Annotated in this window: 14 protein-coding genes and 2 tRNA genes; 8 read left to right on the forward strand and 8 right to left on the reverse strand. The window is 41.7% G+C overall.

Annotated elements, in window-relative coordinates; all coding sequences use genetic code 11:
* The first annotated feature begins 2 nt into the window (after positions 1–2).
* Both INE92_RS15965 and glsA read left to right on the forward strand, forming a co-directional pair.
* Entirely contained in the window at positions 3–1,445 is a 1,443-nt protein-coding gene (locus INE92_RS15965; protein ID WP_008026137.1) for a glutamate decarboxylase, read from the forward strand.
* 9 nt (positions 1,446–1,454) lie between these two features.
* Positions 1,455–2,420, forward strand: coding sequence for a glutaminase A (gene glsA / locus INE92_RS15970; protein WP_004316557.1), 966 nt, complete (start codon positions 1,455–1,457; stop codon positions 2,418–2,420).
* 433 nt (positions 2,421–2,853) lie between these two features.
* On the opposite strand, the gene INE92_RS15975 is transcribed toward glsA, so the two are convergent.
* On the reverse strand, positions 2,854–3,633 hold the full coding sequence (locus INE92_RS15975; RefSeq protein WP_004316558.1) for a potassium channel family protein: 780 nt from the start codon (positions 3,631–3,633) through the stop codon (positions 2,854–2,856).
* 216 nt (positions 3,634–3,849) lie between these two features.
* Here INE92_RS15975 and gadC point away from each other — a divergent pair, with 216 nt between their 5' ends.
* Positions 3,850–5,541, forward strand: a complete 1,692-nt coding sequence (gadC, locus tag INE92_RS15980; protein ID WP_008026134.1) for a putative glutamine/gamma-aminobutyrate antiporter GadC — start codon at positions 3,850–3,852, stop codon at positions 5,539–5,541.
* Positions 5,542–5,698: 157 nt separating this feature from the next.
* Here the strand turns inward: gadC and INE92_RS15985 are convergent, their stop codons facing one another.
* On the reverse strand, positions 5,699–6,961 hold the full coding sequence (locus INE92_RS15985) for a sensor histidine kinase (RefSeq protein ID WP_015531656.1): 1,263 nt from the start codon (positions 6,959–6,961) through the stop codon (positions 5,699–5,701).
* Between the two features lie 199 nt (positions 6,962–7,160).
* Between INE92_RS15985 and INE92_RS15990 the strand changes: the two genes are divergently transcribed.
* The 3 genes from INE92_RS15990 (at position 7,161) to INE92_RS16000 (ending at position 7,831) form a co-directional block, all read left to right on the forward strand.
* Positions 7,161–7,233: transfer RNA gene (locus INE92_RS15990), tRNA-Phe, on the forward strand.
* Positions 7,234–7,246: 13 nt separating this feature from the next.
* Positions 7,247–7,319: transfer RNA gene (locus tag INE92_RS15995), tRNA-Pro, on the forward strand.
* A gap of 137 nt (positions 7,320–7,456) precedes the next feature.
* On the forward strand, positions 7,457–7,831 hold the full coding sequence (locus INE92_RS16000) for an ISAon1 family transposase N-terminal region protein (RefSeq protein WP_233476881.1): 375 nt from the start codon (positions 7,457–7,459) through the stop codon (positions 7,829–7,831).
* On the opposite strand, the gene INE92_RS16005 is transcribed toward INE92_RS16000, so the two are convergent.
* Both INE92_RS16005 and INE92_RS16010 read right to left on the reverse strand, forming a co-directional pair.
* Positions 7,811–8,746 (reverse strand): ISAon1 family transposase, encoded by a 936-nt coding sequence (locus INE92_RS16005; RefSeq protein WP_008025715.1) that lies wholly within the window; start codon positions 8,744–8,746, stop codon positions 7,811–7,813. The genes INE92_RS16000 and INE92_RS16005 overlap by 21 nt on opposite strands.
* A gap of 40 nt (positions 8,747–8,786) precedes the next feature.
* Positions 8,787–9,158, reverse strand: coding sequence for an ISAon1 family transposase N-terminal region protein (locus INE92_RS16010; protein WP_008640050.1), 372 nt, complete (start codon positions 9,156–9,158; stop codon positions 8,787–8,789).
* 82 nt (positions 9,159–9,240) lie between these two features.
* Here INE92_RS16010 and INE92_RS16015 point away from each other — a divergent pair, with 82 nt between their 5' ends.
* Together INE92_RS16015 and INE92_RS16020 are read left to right on the forward strand one after the other, a co-directional pair.
* Positions 9,241–9,861, forward strand: coding sequence for an ISAon1 family transposase (locus tag INE92_RS16015; protein ID WP_233476882.1), 621 nt, complete (start codon positions 9,241–9,243; stop codon positions 9,859–9,861).
* Positions 9,862–9,935: 74 nt separating this feature from the next.
* A complete protein-coding gene (locus tag INE92_RS16020; protein ID WP_151921757.1) occupies positions 9,936–11,573 on the forward strand; it encodes an alpha-galactosidase D in 1,638 nt (545 codons plus the stop codon).
* Between the two features lie 68 nt (positions 11,574–11,641).
* On the opposite strand, the gene INE92_RS16025 is transcribed toward INE92_RS16020, so the two are convergent.
* From INE92_RS16025 to INE92_RS16040, 4 genes are read right to left on the reverse strand one after another with little or no spacing between them, the layout of a single operon-like run.
* Positions 11,642–12,448 carry a hypothetical protein gene (locus INE92_RS16025; protein ID WP_008026530.1) on the reverse strand — a complete coding sequence of 269 codons (807 nt, stop codon included), beginning with the start codon at positions 12,446–12,448 and terminating at the stop codon, positions 11,642–11,644.
* Positions 12,449–12,458: 10 nt separating this feature from the next.
* Positions 12,459–12,827: a GntR family transcriptional regulator gene (locus tag INE92_RS16030; RefSeq protein ID WP_008026532.1), complete on the reverse strand. Its 369-nt coding sequence runs from the start codon at positions 12,825–12,827 to the stop codon at positions 12,459–12,461.
* A gap of 11 nt (positions 12,828–12,838) precedes the next feature.
* Complete coding sequence (locus tag INE92_RS16035; RefSeq protein WP_195436792.1) at positions 12,839–13,690, reverse strand: hypothetical protein; 852 nt, start codon at positions 13,688–13,690, stop codon at positions 12,839–12,841.
* A 6-nt stretch (positions 13,691–13,696) separates the two neighbouring features.
* A complete protein-coding gene (locus INE92_RS16040) occupies positions 13,697–14,542 on the reverse strand; it encodes an ABC transporter ATP-binding protein (protein WP_004316565.1) in 846 nt (281 codons plus the stop codon).
* Between the last annotated feature and the right edge of the window lie 13 nt (positions 14,543–14,555).

The following is a 14,555-nucleotide window of genomic DNA, read 5'->3' on the forward strand; positions in this document are numbered from 1 at the left end:
GTATGGAAGATTTAAATTTCAGAAAAGGTGATGCAAAAACCGATGTATTTGGTTCAGACAGAATGTTACAACCCTCTCCGATAGAGAAAATACCTGATGGACCTACTACTCCTGAAGTCGCCTATCAAATGGTGAAAGATGAAACATTTGCTCAAACCCAACCACGTTTGAATCTGGCTACTTTCGTGACTACTTATATGGATGAATACGCCACTAAGCTGATGAATGAGGCCATTAACATCAACTACATTGATGAAACAGAATATCCGCGTATCGCAGTGATGAACGGTAAATGTATCAACATCGTTGCCAACTTGTGGAACTCTCCTGAAAAAGACACTTGGAAAACCGGTGCGCTGGCTATCGGTTCTTCGGAAGCATGTATGTTGGGTGGTGTAGCTGCCTGGTTGCGTTGGCGTAAGAAAAGACAAGCACAGGGCAAACCGTTTGATAAACCAAACTTTGTTATTTCTACAGGTTTCCAGGTTGTTTGGGAAAAGTTTGCACAGTTGTGGCAGATTGAAATGCGTGAAGTGCCTTTGACACTCGAAAAAACCACTCTTGACCCCGAAGAAGCTTTGAAAATGTGTGATGAAAACACCATCTGTATCGTGCCTATCCAGGGTGTTACATGGACTGGACTGAATGATGACGTCGAAGCATTGGACAAAGCACTGGATGCTTACAATGCCAAGACCGGTTATGACATTCCTATCCACGTAGATGCCGCCAGTGGTGGTTTCATCCTTCCGTTCCTGTATCCGGAAAAGAAATGGGACTTCCGTTTGAAATGGGTACTTTCTATCAGCGTATCCGGCCATAAGTTTGGTTTGGTATATCCGGGACTCGGATGGGTTTGCTGGAAAGGCAAAGAATATCTGCCCGAAGAAATGTCATTCAGCGTAAATTATCTGGGTGCCAACATTACACAGGTAGGTTTGAACTTCTCCCGTCCGGCTGCACAAATCCTGGGACAATATTATCAATTCATCCGTTTAGGATTCCAGGGATACAAAGAAGTGCAGTACAACTCCCTGCAAATTGCTAAATATATCCACAGCGAAATAGCCAAGATGGTTCCGTTTGTCAACTACTCTAATGATGTTGTGAACCCATTATTCATCTGGTATCTGAAACCAGAATATGCAAAGAACGCCAAATGGACCTTGTACGATTTGCAAGACAAACTATCCCAACACGGTTGGATGGTTCCTGCTTACACCTTGCCTTCCAAACTGGAAGATTATGTAGTGATGCGTGTCGTTGTCCGTCAGGGATTCAGCCGCGATATGGCAGATATGCTACTGGGCGACATCAACAACGCCATCACCGAACTGGAAAAACTGGAATATCCTACCCCTACCCGTATGGCTCAAGAAAAGAATCTTCCGGTAGAAGCTAAGATGTTCAACCATGGTGGTCGTCGTAAAACCGTAAAAAAATAAAAAAGATCTATGGATAAAAAAGTAACACTCGCTCAATTGAAAGAAGTGGTACAGGAGGCATACGATCAGGTAAAGACTAATACCGGCGGCAAGAACGCCGACTATATCCCCTACCTGGCAAATGTCAACAAAGATCTCTTTGGAATCAGTGTCTGCCTGCTCAACGGGCAGACCATCCATGTGGGAGATACTGACTACCGCTTCGGTATAGAATCCGTATCCAAAGTACATACGGCTATTCTGGCACTGCGCCAATATGGTGCCAAAGAAATCCTGGACAAGATTGGAGCCGATGCAACAGGCTTACCTTTCAATTCAATTATCGCCATCTTGCTGGAGAACGACCATCCGTCTACTCCGCTGGTAAACGCCGGAGCCATCTCCGCCTGCAGCATGGTGCAGCCCATTGGCGACTCTGCCAAGAAATGGGATGCCATCGTAGGAAACGTGACCGATTTATGCGGCAGCGCCCCACAGTTGATTGATGAATTGTACAAGTCCGAATCGGATACCAACTTCAACAACCGTTCTATCGCATGGTTGCTGAAAAATTATAATCGGATTTATGATGATCCGGATATGTCATTAGACCTCTACACCCGTCAGTGCTCATTAGGAGTGACTGCATTGCAGCTTTCCATTGCAGCCGGCACAATCGCCAACGGTGGTGTAAATCCGGTGACTAAGAAAGAAGTTTTTGATGCCACGCTGGCTCCTAAAATCACTGCCATGATTGCCGCAGTAGGTTTCTATGAACATACCGGCGACTGGATGTACACTTCCGGTATTCCTGCCAAAACAGGTGTAGGCGGTGGTGTGATGGGTGTACTGCCCGGACAGTTCGGTATTGCTGCCTTTGCTCCTCCTTTGGATGGATCGGGCAACTCCGTGAAAGCGCAGTTAGCTATTCAATGCATCATGAACAAGCTGGAATTAAATGTGTTTAGCAACAACCATATCACCGTTGTTGACTAAAACTCTCTCTCGATCTCTTTTATAAGTAGGTAAAGGTTACTATCTCCCGATAGTAACCTTTTTCTATTCCTCCTTATCCCATTGATTTCCCGCTTGACTCCCCACCAGTGTTTTCAATACAAACGGTATTAATTATCAAATACAACAAATTAAATTTACCCCTATGCAACTCCAGTTATTAAAATGAGTATATCAGTGTCACTATTATTCACCCGGATAAGGTGGAACTTCTTCATTTAGAGACAGCAACTAACAGCTGTTTGCCTCTGTCTCTTTTCTACAAAGATAGAAAGTTATTCCACTTTTCCTCCCCTTTTCCTTCCATGCTTATAAAGAAAAGTAATAATACTATTAAGAAAAGTATTTCTAAGCTGATTTTCAACACATTACAATTACTCTCATTCTATCTGTTTTTATCCGCCACACAAGCATATTATGTATTAACCTTCTGTACGACAGCTTTTTCTGCCGATTCCTTTTGGGCGGAAGCCTTTTTCTGTTGTTCCTCCTCTTCGTAATATTGCTTTCTACGCTTGTTGGATTGTTGAATCAGATTTGTAATATAAACCGTAAAGATAGGAAACATCATCATACCCAAGGCGGCCAGCAAAACGGAAAGCACGCGCCCGGTCACGGTCTGCGCTATAATATTCGACCCCACGGTAGTAACATCCATAAAAGCCCACCACAAGGCATCTCCATAATCATTCACCAATGGATTTACCCGATGCTCGAGCACAAAAAATGCCAGACTGGAGAAATAAACTGTTGCCAGCAACATCGTCAGATAAGAGACAAACAGGCTCGAAGCCCGGTTGTAAGTCAGCCAGCCGACCACAATAGCAAGCGCATATCCTCCTCTTAATAAAGGAATGAAACGAAGCAGGTAGGTAATCTCATCCGAAAACGTCCATCCATAATATGCGATGATATTCTGATAAGGGATAGCCACCAATAAAAAGATAAAGTGTGTCCGCAGATAGCGTCCTTTATGTTTTGCCAAAAAGAACTCCAACACAAAATCGAAAAGAAACCAAAGGCAGATACATAGCTGTACCTTCATGTAAGAAGACTGTGTATAGAACGGAATTCCCTTAAAAGTATCCACCGAGATACTGATAACCAGAAAAAGAGACATTATTAATATAATAATGTGAAGAATACCATAAATCCCCTTTTTCCCGGAAATAAAATCTGAAAACGCTGATTTCATAACTACTTAGTTTATAATAAAATGGTTCACATATAATTTAGATTGTTTAGAAACAATCGAGAAAAGTAATTGTTCCGAAACAGGTAAATCGGGGGTTGCAATATCCCGTTCCGGCGATGTTAATTAACGAACTTTGAAAGAGATTGCGGAAACATCTCGCGCAAAATGTTGTTATAACACTGACTTTAAAATATTTTTCACTTAAAACCTTAACTTATGGCAAATATTAAAAATGCAGTGAAGCTGGGTGTGTTTACCCTTGCTATCATGAATGTTACGGCAGTAGTATCCTTGCGTGGACTACCAGCCGAGGCCGTATACGGAATGAGTTCGGCCTTCTATTATCTTTTTGCAGCTATTGTCTTTCTAATCCCTACATCGCTCGTTGCAGCCGAGTTGGCAGCAATGTTTCAGGATAAGCAGGGTGGTGTATTCCGGTGGGTAGGCGAGGCCTACGGCAAGAAACTGGGATTCCTCGCCATCTGGGTGCAATGGATCGAAAGTACGATCTGGTATCCGACAGTATTAACGTTTGGTGCCGTATCTATCGCTTTCATCGGAATGAATGACGTACATGACATGTCACTGGCAAACAATAAGTATTATACGCTCGTCGTCGTACTTATCATCTATTGGCTGGCCACTTTCATCTCCCTGAAAGGTATGAGCTGGGTAGGTAAAGTAGCCAAAATCGGTGGTATGGTCGGTACCATTATCCCGGCCGGATTGTTGATTATCTTAGGAATCATTTACCTGGCAACGGGCGGACATTCCAATATGGATTTCAACAGCAGCTTCTTCCCCGACTTTACCAACTTCGATAATGTCGTTCTTGCTGCCAGTATCTTCTTGTTTTATGCCGGTATGGAAATGGGCGGTATCCACGTAAAAGACGTAGATAACCCTTCTAAAAACTATCCGAAAGCCGTATTTATTGGTGCGCTTATCACAGTGTTGATCTTCGTTTTGGGTACTTTCGCATTAGGTGTGATTATCCCTGCTAAAGACATCAACCTGACTCAAAGCCTGCTCGTCGGTTTCGACAACTATTTCAAATATATTCATGCTTCCTGGTTGTCACCAATCATTGCGGTCGCTCTTGCTTTCGGTGTATTGGCTGGTGTATTGACATGGGTTGCCGGTCCGTCCAAAGGTATATTTGCCGTAGGTAAAGCCGGTTATATGCCTCCGTTCTTCCAGAAAACAAACAAGCTGGGTGTACAAAAGAATATCTTGTTCGTACAGGGTATCGCTGTAACCGTATTAAGTTTGTTGTTTGTTGTTATGCCTTCCGTACAGAGTTTCTATCAAATTCTGTCACAGCTGACAGTTATTCTTTATCTGATTATGTACCTGTTGATGTTCTCCGGAGCTATCGCATTGCGTTATAAGATGAAGAAACTCAACCGTCCGTTCCGTATCGGTAAATCCGGCAACGGCCTGATGTGGTTTGTTGGCGGTCTTGGCTTCTGCGGATCATTACTTGCCTTTATTCTTAGCTTCATCCCGCCCAGCCAGATTTCTACCGGTAGCAACACCGTTTGGTTCTCCGTACTAATTATCGGTGCAATTATCGTTGTCGTTGCTCCGTTTATTATCTACGCTTCCAAGAAACCGTCTTGGGTAGATCCTAATTCCAATTTCGAACCGTTCCATTGGGAAGTTCAGGCTCAACCTGCCACTGCAAATGTTAGTGCAAGCAGCGTTAATGCTCCGCGTCCTGCTAATGCAACTTCTGCACACACAGGAGGAACAACTGGGGCAAGCACAGCTACCCCCGGTGCAACCGCTTCTAATGCAGCAACTTCAGGCACAGCATCCTCCGGTTCAGCTTCCTTCGGAAGTTCCTCTGCCAGCAAAGCATCTCCGGGAACCGGAGACAAAGATAAGGATGCACCTAAGTCGTAAAGACTAAACATTCATCCTGTTCATTAAGAAGTTCAAGACAATTCGAAAAGCCTTGAATTTATAAAATCACCCTCACTACAGTCAAGTGAAGCATCTCCAAAAGTCAGATTTAACACTTTTGAGATACACTTTACAACTGTAGTAAGGGCGATTTACTTTATGGTTGTGGCTTAATCAATTCCGGCTTAATCACCCTCGGCAACACAAAGCTGAAAGTAGATCCCCGGTTGACCTTCGAATCGAGTTCGAGGTTTCCACCCAGATTTTGGATAATCGTTTGCGAAAGAGTCAGCCCAAGTCCCGTTCCCTGCATTTCACGGTCGAGTTTTATGAAACGTGAGAATATCTTTTTCTGGTCTTCTTCCGGTATACCAATGCCTGTGTCGGACACAAAAAAGTAAACTTCTTCCATTCCTTCCAAACGGCACCCGAAACGGATTTCACCCGACGCAGTAAATTTCATCGCATTATGTAAGAGGTTAGACAATACCTGAATGATACGTTCTCGTTCCGAATACATCATAATAGGTTGCACATGCGCCTCACAAATCAATTCCACCGGCGAGTTATTCAATTTCGCCTTAAATATTCCATCCAATTCTCTCAACAAATCATTGGCATCAAACTCCTTATATACGAAATCTACCGTCCCGGATTCTATTTGAGAAAGATCGAAAATATCATTCACCAGGCGCAACAATCGTTCATTATTCTCTGCGAGAATATCAGCATACATTTTTCTTTCCTCTTCGCCGGAAGCCGACACCATCAAACCGGAAAATCCGACAATAGCATTGAGCGGTGTACGAACTTCGTGACTCATATTAGCAATGAAGGCAGATTTCAATTTCTCGGCAGAGATGGAATGTTCTTTTTCAATGGTCAGTAACCTTTGCACATTTTTCAGTTCTGTCACATCATAAACAGTCAACACCATATAATCTTGGCCATGAATATTCAAATAAGTACCCGATACTGATACATCGCAAGGAGTCACTGTCATTTCATCCTCACTCAACAACTTCATCGAAGCTTCCAGATTCTTAAAACTTGCTTTCTTATAAAAAGCCTTACCGATAGACGCACGAATACAACATAGTTTACACTGTTCGTGCTGACCACATTCACCGGCTGCTATCGCGTTTCTACAATGCAACAAATCCCCCACTCTTTTTGTAACTCCACCTACCTGAACAGGCAGACGGTTCAAAGAATAATAATTGGTGTCACAGACTACAAAATCCTTGTCAATCAATAAGAAGTAGGCATTGATGTTCTGCAAAACCAAAGCCAACTTCTTAAGTTCATTCTCTTTATTTTCTTTCGAATGTACCTCTTTTTGAAGTGACTGGCACTTTGCCCACACATAAATGAGGGTAGCTGATAGAACTACTATAATAATAATTGCCAGTGATGACATAGGATTAGAGTGTTTATAATGTTTTGATAGTTTCAGTGCGTAAATTTATAAAATATGCTGCATAAATAGTGAGTTATCTACATATTTATTCTAACAAAAATTCATTAATATTTTCATCGGTCAGAATTTGGCGAAATTTTCCCACGAAGTTATTGCGGTATTAAAAAATATACTTATCTTTGCACCCGCAAACGAGAAAGGTGCCATAGCTCAGTTGGTAGAGCAAAGGACTGAAAATCCTTGTGTCCCCGGTTCGATTCCTGGTGGCACCACTTCTTAAGCAATCGGAATGTAGCGCAGTTGGTAGCGCACTACGTTCGGGACGTAGGGGTCGGGCGTTCGAGTCGCCTCATTCCGACAAAATAAAGGGTAGCTTTCTGGATTACAGTAAGTTACCCTTTAATTTTATTTAGTCGCCGGGACGAAATCGGGACGGCAATGCAAGGCTCAGTCTGAAACCTTGGGGGATTGCGTTAAAATTCTTATTTTTGCATCATGAAAACATCCTCTTCCCAAACGATTGATCCTGTTGCTTCTTTAAGCTTGTTCTTGCCTTCAGGAATCCTTGATTATTTTACCCTAGTCAATCATGTTTCTCAGGATACTTGCTTTATTCTTTATTTAGAGGAGAAAGCCACTATTCCTTCTGAGTACTCAGATCTACATCTTCACTCAAAAGGTTTCCTCCCTGAGATTGAAGTTCAGGACTTCCCTATCCGTGGTAAAGCCGTTTATTTACGTATCAAGCGTCGTCACTGGGAAGATCCATCCACTGGGCAGACATATAGTCGTGACTGGAGTTTGGGGCTCAGTTGTAATTCTTGGGGGATTAAGTTTAGTCAATTCCCTTCATGCATATACCTTTGCTAGCCTAAAAAGGAAGAAGCTCATATCCACTACTCCTCTAAATGATGCCCTAAATGCTTTGATTTTAGCATTAAATGCTTCCGCTGCTGCATTTGTACTCCTGTTCACAAAGAAGTTCAGAATCCTTTCATAATGATTCTCAATAGAGTTTGCTACTGTTGTGAATGTATCGTATCCATATTCTTCAATCTTATTATACCATAGTGCCAGCTTTGCTCTTGCTACATCCTTGTCATAGTTTGTGGAAAAGATCTTTCCCAACTCCAATGAGTAGTAATATACGTGCTTAATATCTTCAAACTGCTTGAAAAGTAATTCTGCCCTGATTTTCTGACTCTTGGTCCATTTATCAGGTGATTTAAATAATAAATATCTGCTTCTGGCCAATAATTGCCTGAGTGTATCTCCGTTTTCGAGTTCTTCTGCTTTATATACTTCCCCCTTCTCTTTTGCCGCTTTCATAGCTTTATTCTCCTCTTTTATCACTTGCCATCTATATGTAATGCGCAACTCTTGTACAGCTTCGTATACAAGTTTTTGTACATGAAACCTATCAATCACCTGCATGGCACGTGGAAAGCACGTTTTGGCAATCTTTTGCATGCTCCCGGCCATATCCAGTGTAATTTCTTTGACCTGATTACGCAGCTCCTGTGGCATCTTTGTAAGTACCGCAATGATATCATCGGTTTTAGTGCCCTGAATTACAGCTATAATAGAACCTTTCCTACCTCGCTTATCTCTATTTATTAAGATGGTATAAAGATCTCCCTTACTTAAAGCCGTTTCGTCAATACATAGGTGATAACCCATATTCTTTGGATAAAGGATATACTCTTGGGCATGTGCTCTCTGATCCCAATTCTGGAAGTCACTCAGGTGGTCTTTATATTGGCTTTGAAGCTGTTTGCCATCCATACAGTAATGCTCAGCTACACTTTGGCAGCTAACGGCGTGATTATCTAAGTAATTCTTTTAAAAAAGCACCGAACTCAGCGGTTATGCGAGTACCGGTGGCTACCAAACTCCAGTCACGACTATATGTCTGCCCAGTGGATGGATCTTCCCAGCGACGACGCTTGATACGTAAATAAACGGCTTTACCACGGATAGGGAAGTCCTGAACTTCAATCTCAGGGAGGAAACCTTTTGAGTGAAGATGGAGATCAGAGTACTCAGCAGGAATAGTGGCTTTCTCCTCTAAATAAAGAATAAAGCAAGTATCCTGAGAAACATGATTGACTAGGGTAAAGTAATCAAGGATTCCTGAAGGCAAGAACAAGCTTAAAGAAGCAACAGGATCAATCGTTTGGGAAGAGGATGTTTTCATGATGCAAAAATAAGAATTTTAACGCAATCCCCCAAGGTTTCAGACTGAGGCGAGTTTGGTTACACTGGATATGGCCGGGAGCATGCAAAAGATTGCGAAAACGTGCTTTCCACGTGCCATGCAGGTGATTGATAGGTTTCATGTACAAAAACTTGTATACGAAGCTGTACAAGAGTTGCGTATTACATATAGATGGCAAGTGATAAAAGAGGAGAATAAAGCCATGAAAGCGGCAAAAGAGAAGGGGGAAGTACATAAAGCAGAAGAACTCGAAAACGGAGATACACTCAGGCAATTATTAGCCAGAAGCAGATATTTATTATTTAAATCACCTGATAAATGGACCAAGAGCCAGAAAATCAGGGCAGAATTACTTTTCAAGCAGTTTGAAGATATTAAGCACGTATATTACTACTCATTGGAGTTGGGAAAGATCTTTTCCACAAACTATGACAAGGATGTAGCAAGAGCAAAGCTGGCACTATGGTATAATAAGATTGAAGAATATGGATACGATACATTCACAACAGTAGCAAACTCTATTGAGAACCATTATGAAAGGATTTTGAACTTCTTTGTGAACAGGAATACAAATGCAGCAGCGGAAGCATTTAATGCTAAAATCAAAGCATTTAGGGCATCATTTAGAGGAGTAGTGGATATGAGCTTCTTCCTTTTTAGGCTAGCAAAGGTATATGCATGAAGGGAATTGACTAAACTTAATCCCCCAAGAATTACAACTGAGCCCAATGCAAGAAAACACCAACCTATTATATCATGAGAAACAGGATTTATCTCTTTACAGTAGCAGTAGCTTCTTTTATGTGCATCAGTTGTACAAAGACTCAAACCACTCTTTCGGAAAATGAAAAGGCAGTCAATCCTCCTATCATGGGATGGAGTTCATGGAATGCGTTTCGTGTAGACATCAGTGAAGACATTATCAAACACCAGGCTGACCTAATGGTGGAAAAAGGCTTGAAAGATGTCGGATATCATTATGTCAATGTTGATGATGGCTATTTCGGAAAACGTGACGACAACGGAATAATGCTTGCAAATGAAAAACGGTTTCCGAACGGCATGAAACCGGTGGCGGATCATATTCACAGCCTGGGAATGAAAGCCGGCCTTTATACCGATGCGGGTAATAGTACGTGCGGTTCCATGTGGGACAATGACACTGCAGGTATAGGAGCTGGTATCTACGGGCATGAACCACAAGACGCCCAATTATACTTTGGCGACTGGGGTTTCGACTTTATCAAAATTGACTATTGCGGAGGAGATGCGCTGGGACTTAATGAAAAGGAACGCTACACTTCAATCCGGAACAGTATAGACAAAGTGAACAAAGATGCTTCCATCAATATCTGCCGATGGGCCTTCCCGGGTACTTGGGCCAAAGACGCAGCAACCTCCTGGCGTATCAGCGGTGATATTAACGCACATTGGGGCTCATTAAGATATGTAGTCGGCAAGAATCTTTACCTGTCTGCCTATGCCGGCAACGGACATTACAATGACATGGACATGATGGTTATCGGATTCCGTAACGACAGCAAAGTGGGCGGCCAAGGTCTTACCCCGACAGAAGAAGAAGCTCATTTCGGTTTATGGTGTATCATGAGCTCTCCTTTGCTTATCGGATGTAACCTGGAAAACATACCGGAGTCTTCTCTCGAACTGCTGAAAAACAAAGAATTGATTGCCCTCAACCAAGACCCGCTGGGTTTGCAAGCATACGTAGCGCAACATGAAAATGAAGGTTATGTACTCGTGAAAGATATTGAACAGAAACGTGGAAACGTACGTGCTGTGGCTCTCTACAATCCCTCCGATACCGTATGCAGTTTCTCCGTCCCGTTCTCTTCATTGGAATTTGGAGGAAATGTAAAAGTACGTGATCTCGTAAAACATAACGATTTAGGCAGCTTCTCCGGCACATTCGAACAAACGCTTCCGACACACAGTGCCATGTTCCTCCGCATGGAAGGCGAAACACGTCTGGAACCGACTCTGTACGAAGCAGAATGGGCTTACTTGCCTCTTTTCAACGACCTAGGTAAAAATCCTAAAGGTATTCTTTATGCCAATGACAAAGAAGCTTCCGGCAAAATGAAAGTAGGTTTCCTGGGTGGACAACCGGAAAATTATGCCGAATGGAAGGAAGTGTATAGCGGAGATGGCGGACGCTACAACATGACTATCCATTACTCATACGGTAAAGGACGCCAGATAGAACTGGATGTCAACGGCATTATTACCAAAATAGATTCTCTGAGAGAGGATAATAACCATAACAAAATCACAGTTCCCGTTGAACTAAAAGCAGGATATAACACCATTCGCATGGGTAATAGTTACAACTGGGCACCGGATATCGATTGCTTCACTCTGACAAAAGCATTGTAATAACCATATAAAAAAGGAGTAAAATATGATAAATACATCTTTACTCCTTTTTTAATCTATATGCCAGTTTATTCTATCATCGTCACACAGGCTTTTTCGGTCAAAGTTACCTGTAATTTGGCATCATCCTTTTCAGGAATCCAAAACATACGTTTGCACTCTCCTTTTTGAAGTTTCACATTCCCATTGTGACCTGTCAAGTATTCCGTATCAATCCGACATTCTTGCACATTTACAGACCAATTATCCATCATATTCAGATTCAAATGCAGATTATTGATCTTACCACTCTGAAATTCCACATTCCTGCCACTCCTGGCAACATGCAAAGCTCTAAAATCGCACGAATCCACTTGCATAGAATTAGAAGTATTAATGGAAAGAGAATCCTTTGTCAAATTTTTAAGAACAATCTTTTGCATATAAATATCATTTACAACACATTCCACTTCTTGCGTCAGATTCAGTTGCATGTCTCCCGTTATCATCGCTACATATCTGGCTTCCTTTAACTCTTGCAGGAGTTTATCCAGCGGATAGTCCAAAAGAATTTTCAACGTATCCCCCATGACAGTCATTTTCAGATAGTCATTTACTTTCTGCGAACAGGAAAATTCATTTTTCTCTCCTTTTGAAGGCAGCACTCGCAAAAAAGAATTTGCCAGCCAGACACTACATTCTTCTGTATGCATCTCCGTTTGAGCAAGCCATATTACCCGGCAAGCCGGGATTTCTTTGGTTAGCTGCTCTCCTTGCAGATTTATTTGATTGGAAAAGTGCGGCCTCCCCAGACAATACATCACAAACATTCCGCCTACCAGCACACAAAGTCCGGCTACAAAAAGCCCAATTAATATATAAGTTGTACGTTTCATAATATTTGTTTTACTTTTCTTTTTTACAAAATTCCCGGTACATATCGGTTATCTCTTTGATAGGAATATCCAGTGTCTTAATCTGCTTGAAGAAGTAATCCAGTTCTTCTTTCAAAAAAGTATTCTTCCGCAAAGAATGAATCAGTTCCCTTGCACCGGTAGAGACAAAATAACCAATGCCGCGTTTATTATAAATAATATTCTGTGACTGAAGATAATCAAATGAGCGCATCACTGTATTGGCATTTACTTCCACAATAGCGGCATATTCTCTGACAGAAGGGATGCGTTCCTCTTCCCCAAATTGCCCCAGAAGTATCTCATCACAGATCCTATCAGCGATCTGCAGATAAATGGCTTTACTTTCTTTAAAATTCATAGGCTAGAGTATTACATACGTTGAATAATCTCGGACTCCTTAAAACGAAAAAAGGCAAGTACCCAATTAACCAATGCAAAAAACATAAAGGCTATGGTTCCTAAGGTGAAAACTTGTTGCTCCGTGAAAGAAGAAAAAATATAGCCGTAATCTTTATTGTTGTTTCCATGAAATAGCATATTACCCGTCAACATTCCCATCAATACATAAATCAGAACAATGATTGTAACCGAAACAAAAGTTTTAAGAAAAGAGTTCTTCGGCCAAACAGAACTACCTAATACGAACAATGACTGCACAAAGCAATATATAGAAAGGACTAATATCAACTGATACGTTTCATTGAATAAAAACCACCGTTTCCCGCTACCGACTAAATCTCCCAGATTGACAGGGAGTATCACCTCTTTTACCTCCGGATAGATAAGCGAATAAACCATTACTCTTGTATAATCAGCCAATTTAAAAGCAATCAAAAAAACAACTAAAAATACGATAGTTGATATCAGCCAACGGGAAAAAAACCTCTCGAAAGGAGTGGACGGTGTCATTAATGTGGATAGCCGACTAGTCTTATTCTTCATCTTCTCCATCACCAGCGATGCACTTAAGCACCCGAAAACAAATAGAAACCACAAAAAAGCCATCAATATAAATCCCCATGCAGGATCGGTATTTGCATGACGAATAAAATAAACCGAATCGTGATAATTATATTGAGTATATCCGTTCCAAACCAATACCACCGCCATCACTCCATACATCAACACCATACGAAGCACATTCGATCTCCAACTCTCTACCATCTCCTTACGGCAAAGATTCATAAAACGAGGCAAACTGAAAAAAGTATCTTTCATCATCGTCTTTTATTTTTGAGTGTGAAACAATCGGGCTATCTCTTCAGGAGCAGCCAACGTAGCATTAAAAAGAAGTTCCAGATTTAATTCCGATTCTTCCTGTTCTTCGTTAGGAAGTATCAGGTAATTCCCCTGGATAGTAGGGATTGCGAAAAGAGCATTTTTCGCCAGTTCCCGATTGTCACTCTCCACAAAGAAGAGTTTGTCGCAAATATTACTTGTAGATTCATCCAGCAACACACGGCTGTCATCCATAATCAATACATGGTCGAGCACCTTATCAATGTCACGAACCTGATGCGTAGAAATTACAATCGTCTTATCATCCGACATGCCCGATGCTATAAACTTACGGAACTGACTTTTACCGGGAATATCCAGTCCGTTGGTCGGCTCGTCCATCAACAAAAGAGAAGTGTTTGTAGCAAGCGCAAAGCTCATGAATACTTTCTTTTTCTGTCCCATAGAAAGTGATCCGAGATCAATATCTATATCCATTTCAAAATAATGGAGATATTTAATCATCTCCTCCTTGCTGAAACGGGGATAAAAAGGACTGTTCAACTCCACATAGCTAACCAGAGAGACTGAAGGTAATTCAAACTCTTCGGGAACTAAAAACATATCCTGCAAAGTAACCGGTAACCGTCGGCGCACATCTGTATCGTGAAACACCACTTTGCCGTTTTTAGGAGTCAATAACCCGGACATCAGATAGAGAAGAGTAGACTTTCCCGCGCCATTCTTTCCCAACAGTCCATATACCCTGCCGGACTCGAACGAAAGCGAAAAATCATGTAATACCGCACGCTTCGATTTACGATAAGTAAATGAAAGATTTTCTACTGTAATCATAGCATTTCTGTTT

Source organism: Bacteroides xylanisolvens (assembly GCF_018289135.1).
In the GTDB taxonomy this organism is placed as follows: domain Bacteria; phylum Bacteroidota; class Bacteroidia; order Bacteroidales; family Bacteroidaceae; genus Bacteroides; species Bacteroides xylanisolvens.

What these genes read in the sequence shown, in the direction of transcription:
- INE92_RS16015 (WP_233476882.1), top strand. Translation starts at nt 9,241, where the DNA reads ATGCAAAAGATTGCGAAAACGTGCTTTCCACGTGCCATGCAGGTGATT.
- INE92_RS15985 (WP_015531656.1), bottom strand. Translation starts at nt 6,961, where the DNA reads ATGTCATCACTGGCAATTATTATTATAGTAGTTCTATCAGCTACCCTC.
- INE92_RS15975 (WP_004316558.1), bottom strand. Translation starts at nt 3,633, where the DNA reads ATGAAATCAGCGTTTTCAGATTTTATTTCCGGGAAAAAGGGGATTTAT.
- gadC (WP_008026134.1), top strand. Translation starts at nt 3,850, where the DNA reads ATGGCAAATATTAAAAATGCAGTGAAGCTGGGTGTGTTTACCCTTGCT.
- INE92_RS15965 (WP_008026137.1), top strand. Translation starts at nt 3, where the DNA reads ATGGAAGATTTAAATTTCAGAAAAGGTGATGCAAAAACCGATGTATTT.
- INE92_RS16010 (WP_008640050.1), bottom strand. Translation starts at nt 9,158, where the DNA reads ATGAAAACATCCTCTTCCCAAACGATTGATCCTGTTGCTTCTTTAAGC.
- INE92_RS16030 (WP_008026532.1), bottom strand. Translation starts at nt 12,827, where the DNA reads ATGAATTTTAAAGAAAGTAAAGCCATTTATCTGCAGATCGCTGATAGG.
- INE92_RS16040 (WP_004316565.1), bottom strand. Translation starts at nt 14,542, where the DNA reads ATGATTACAGTAGAAAATCTTTCATTTACTTATCGTAAATCGAAGCGT.
- INE92_RS16025 (WP_008026530.1), bottom strand. Translation starts at nt 12,448, where the DNA reads ATGAAACGTACAACTTATATATTAATTGGGCTTTTTGTAGCCGGACTT.
- glsA (WP_004316557.1), top strand. Translation starts at nt 1,455, where the DNA reads ATGGATAAAAAAGTAACACTCGCTCAATTGAAAGAAGTGGTACAGGAG.
- INE92_RS16000 (WP_233476881.1), top strand. Translation starts at nt 7,457, where the DNA reads ATGAAAACATCCTCTTCCCAAACGATTGATCCTGTTGCTTCTTTAAGC.
- INE92_RS16020 (WP_151921757.1), top strand. Translation starts at nt 9,936, where the DNA reads ATGAGAAACAGGATTTATCTCTTTACAGTAGCAGTAGCTTCTTTTATG.
- INE92_RS16005 (WP_008025715.1), bottom strand. Translation starts at nt 8,746, where the DNA reads ATGGATGGCAAACAGCTTCAAAGCCAATATAAAGACCACCTGAGTGAC.
- INE92_RS16035 (WP_195436792.1), bottom strand. Translation starts at nt 13,690, where the DNA reads ATGATGAAAGATACTTTTTTCAGTTTGCCTCGTTTTATGAATCTTTGC.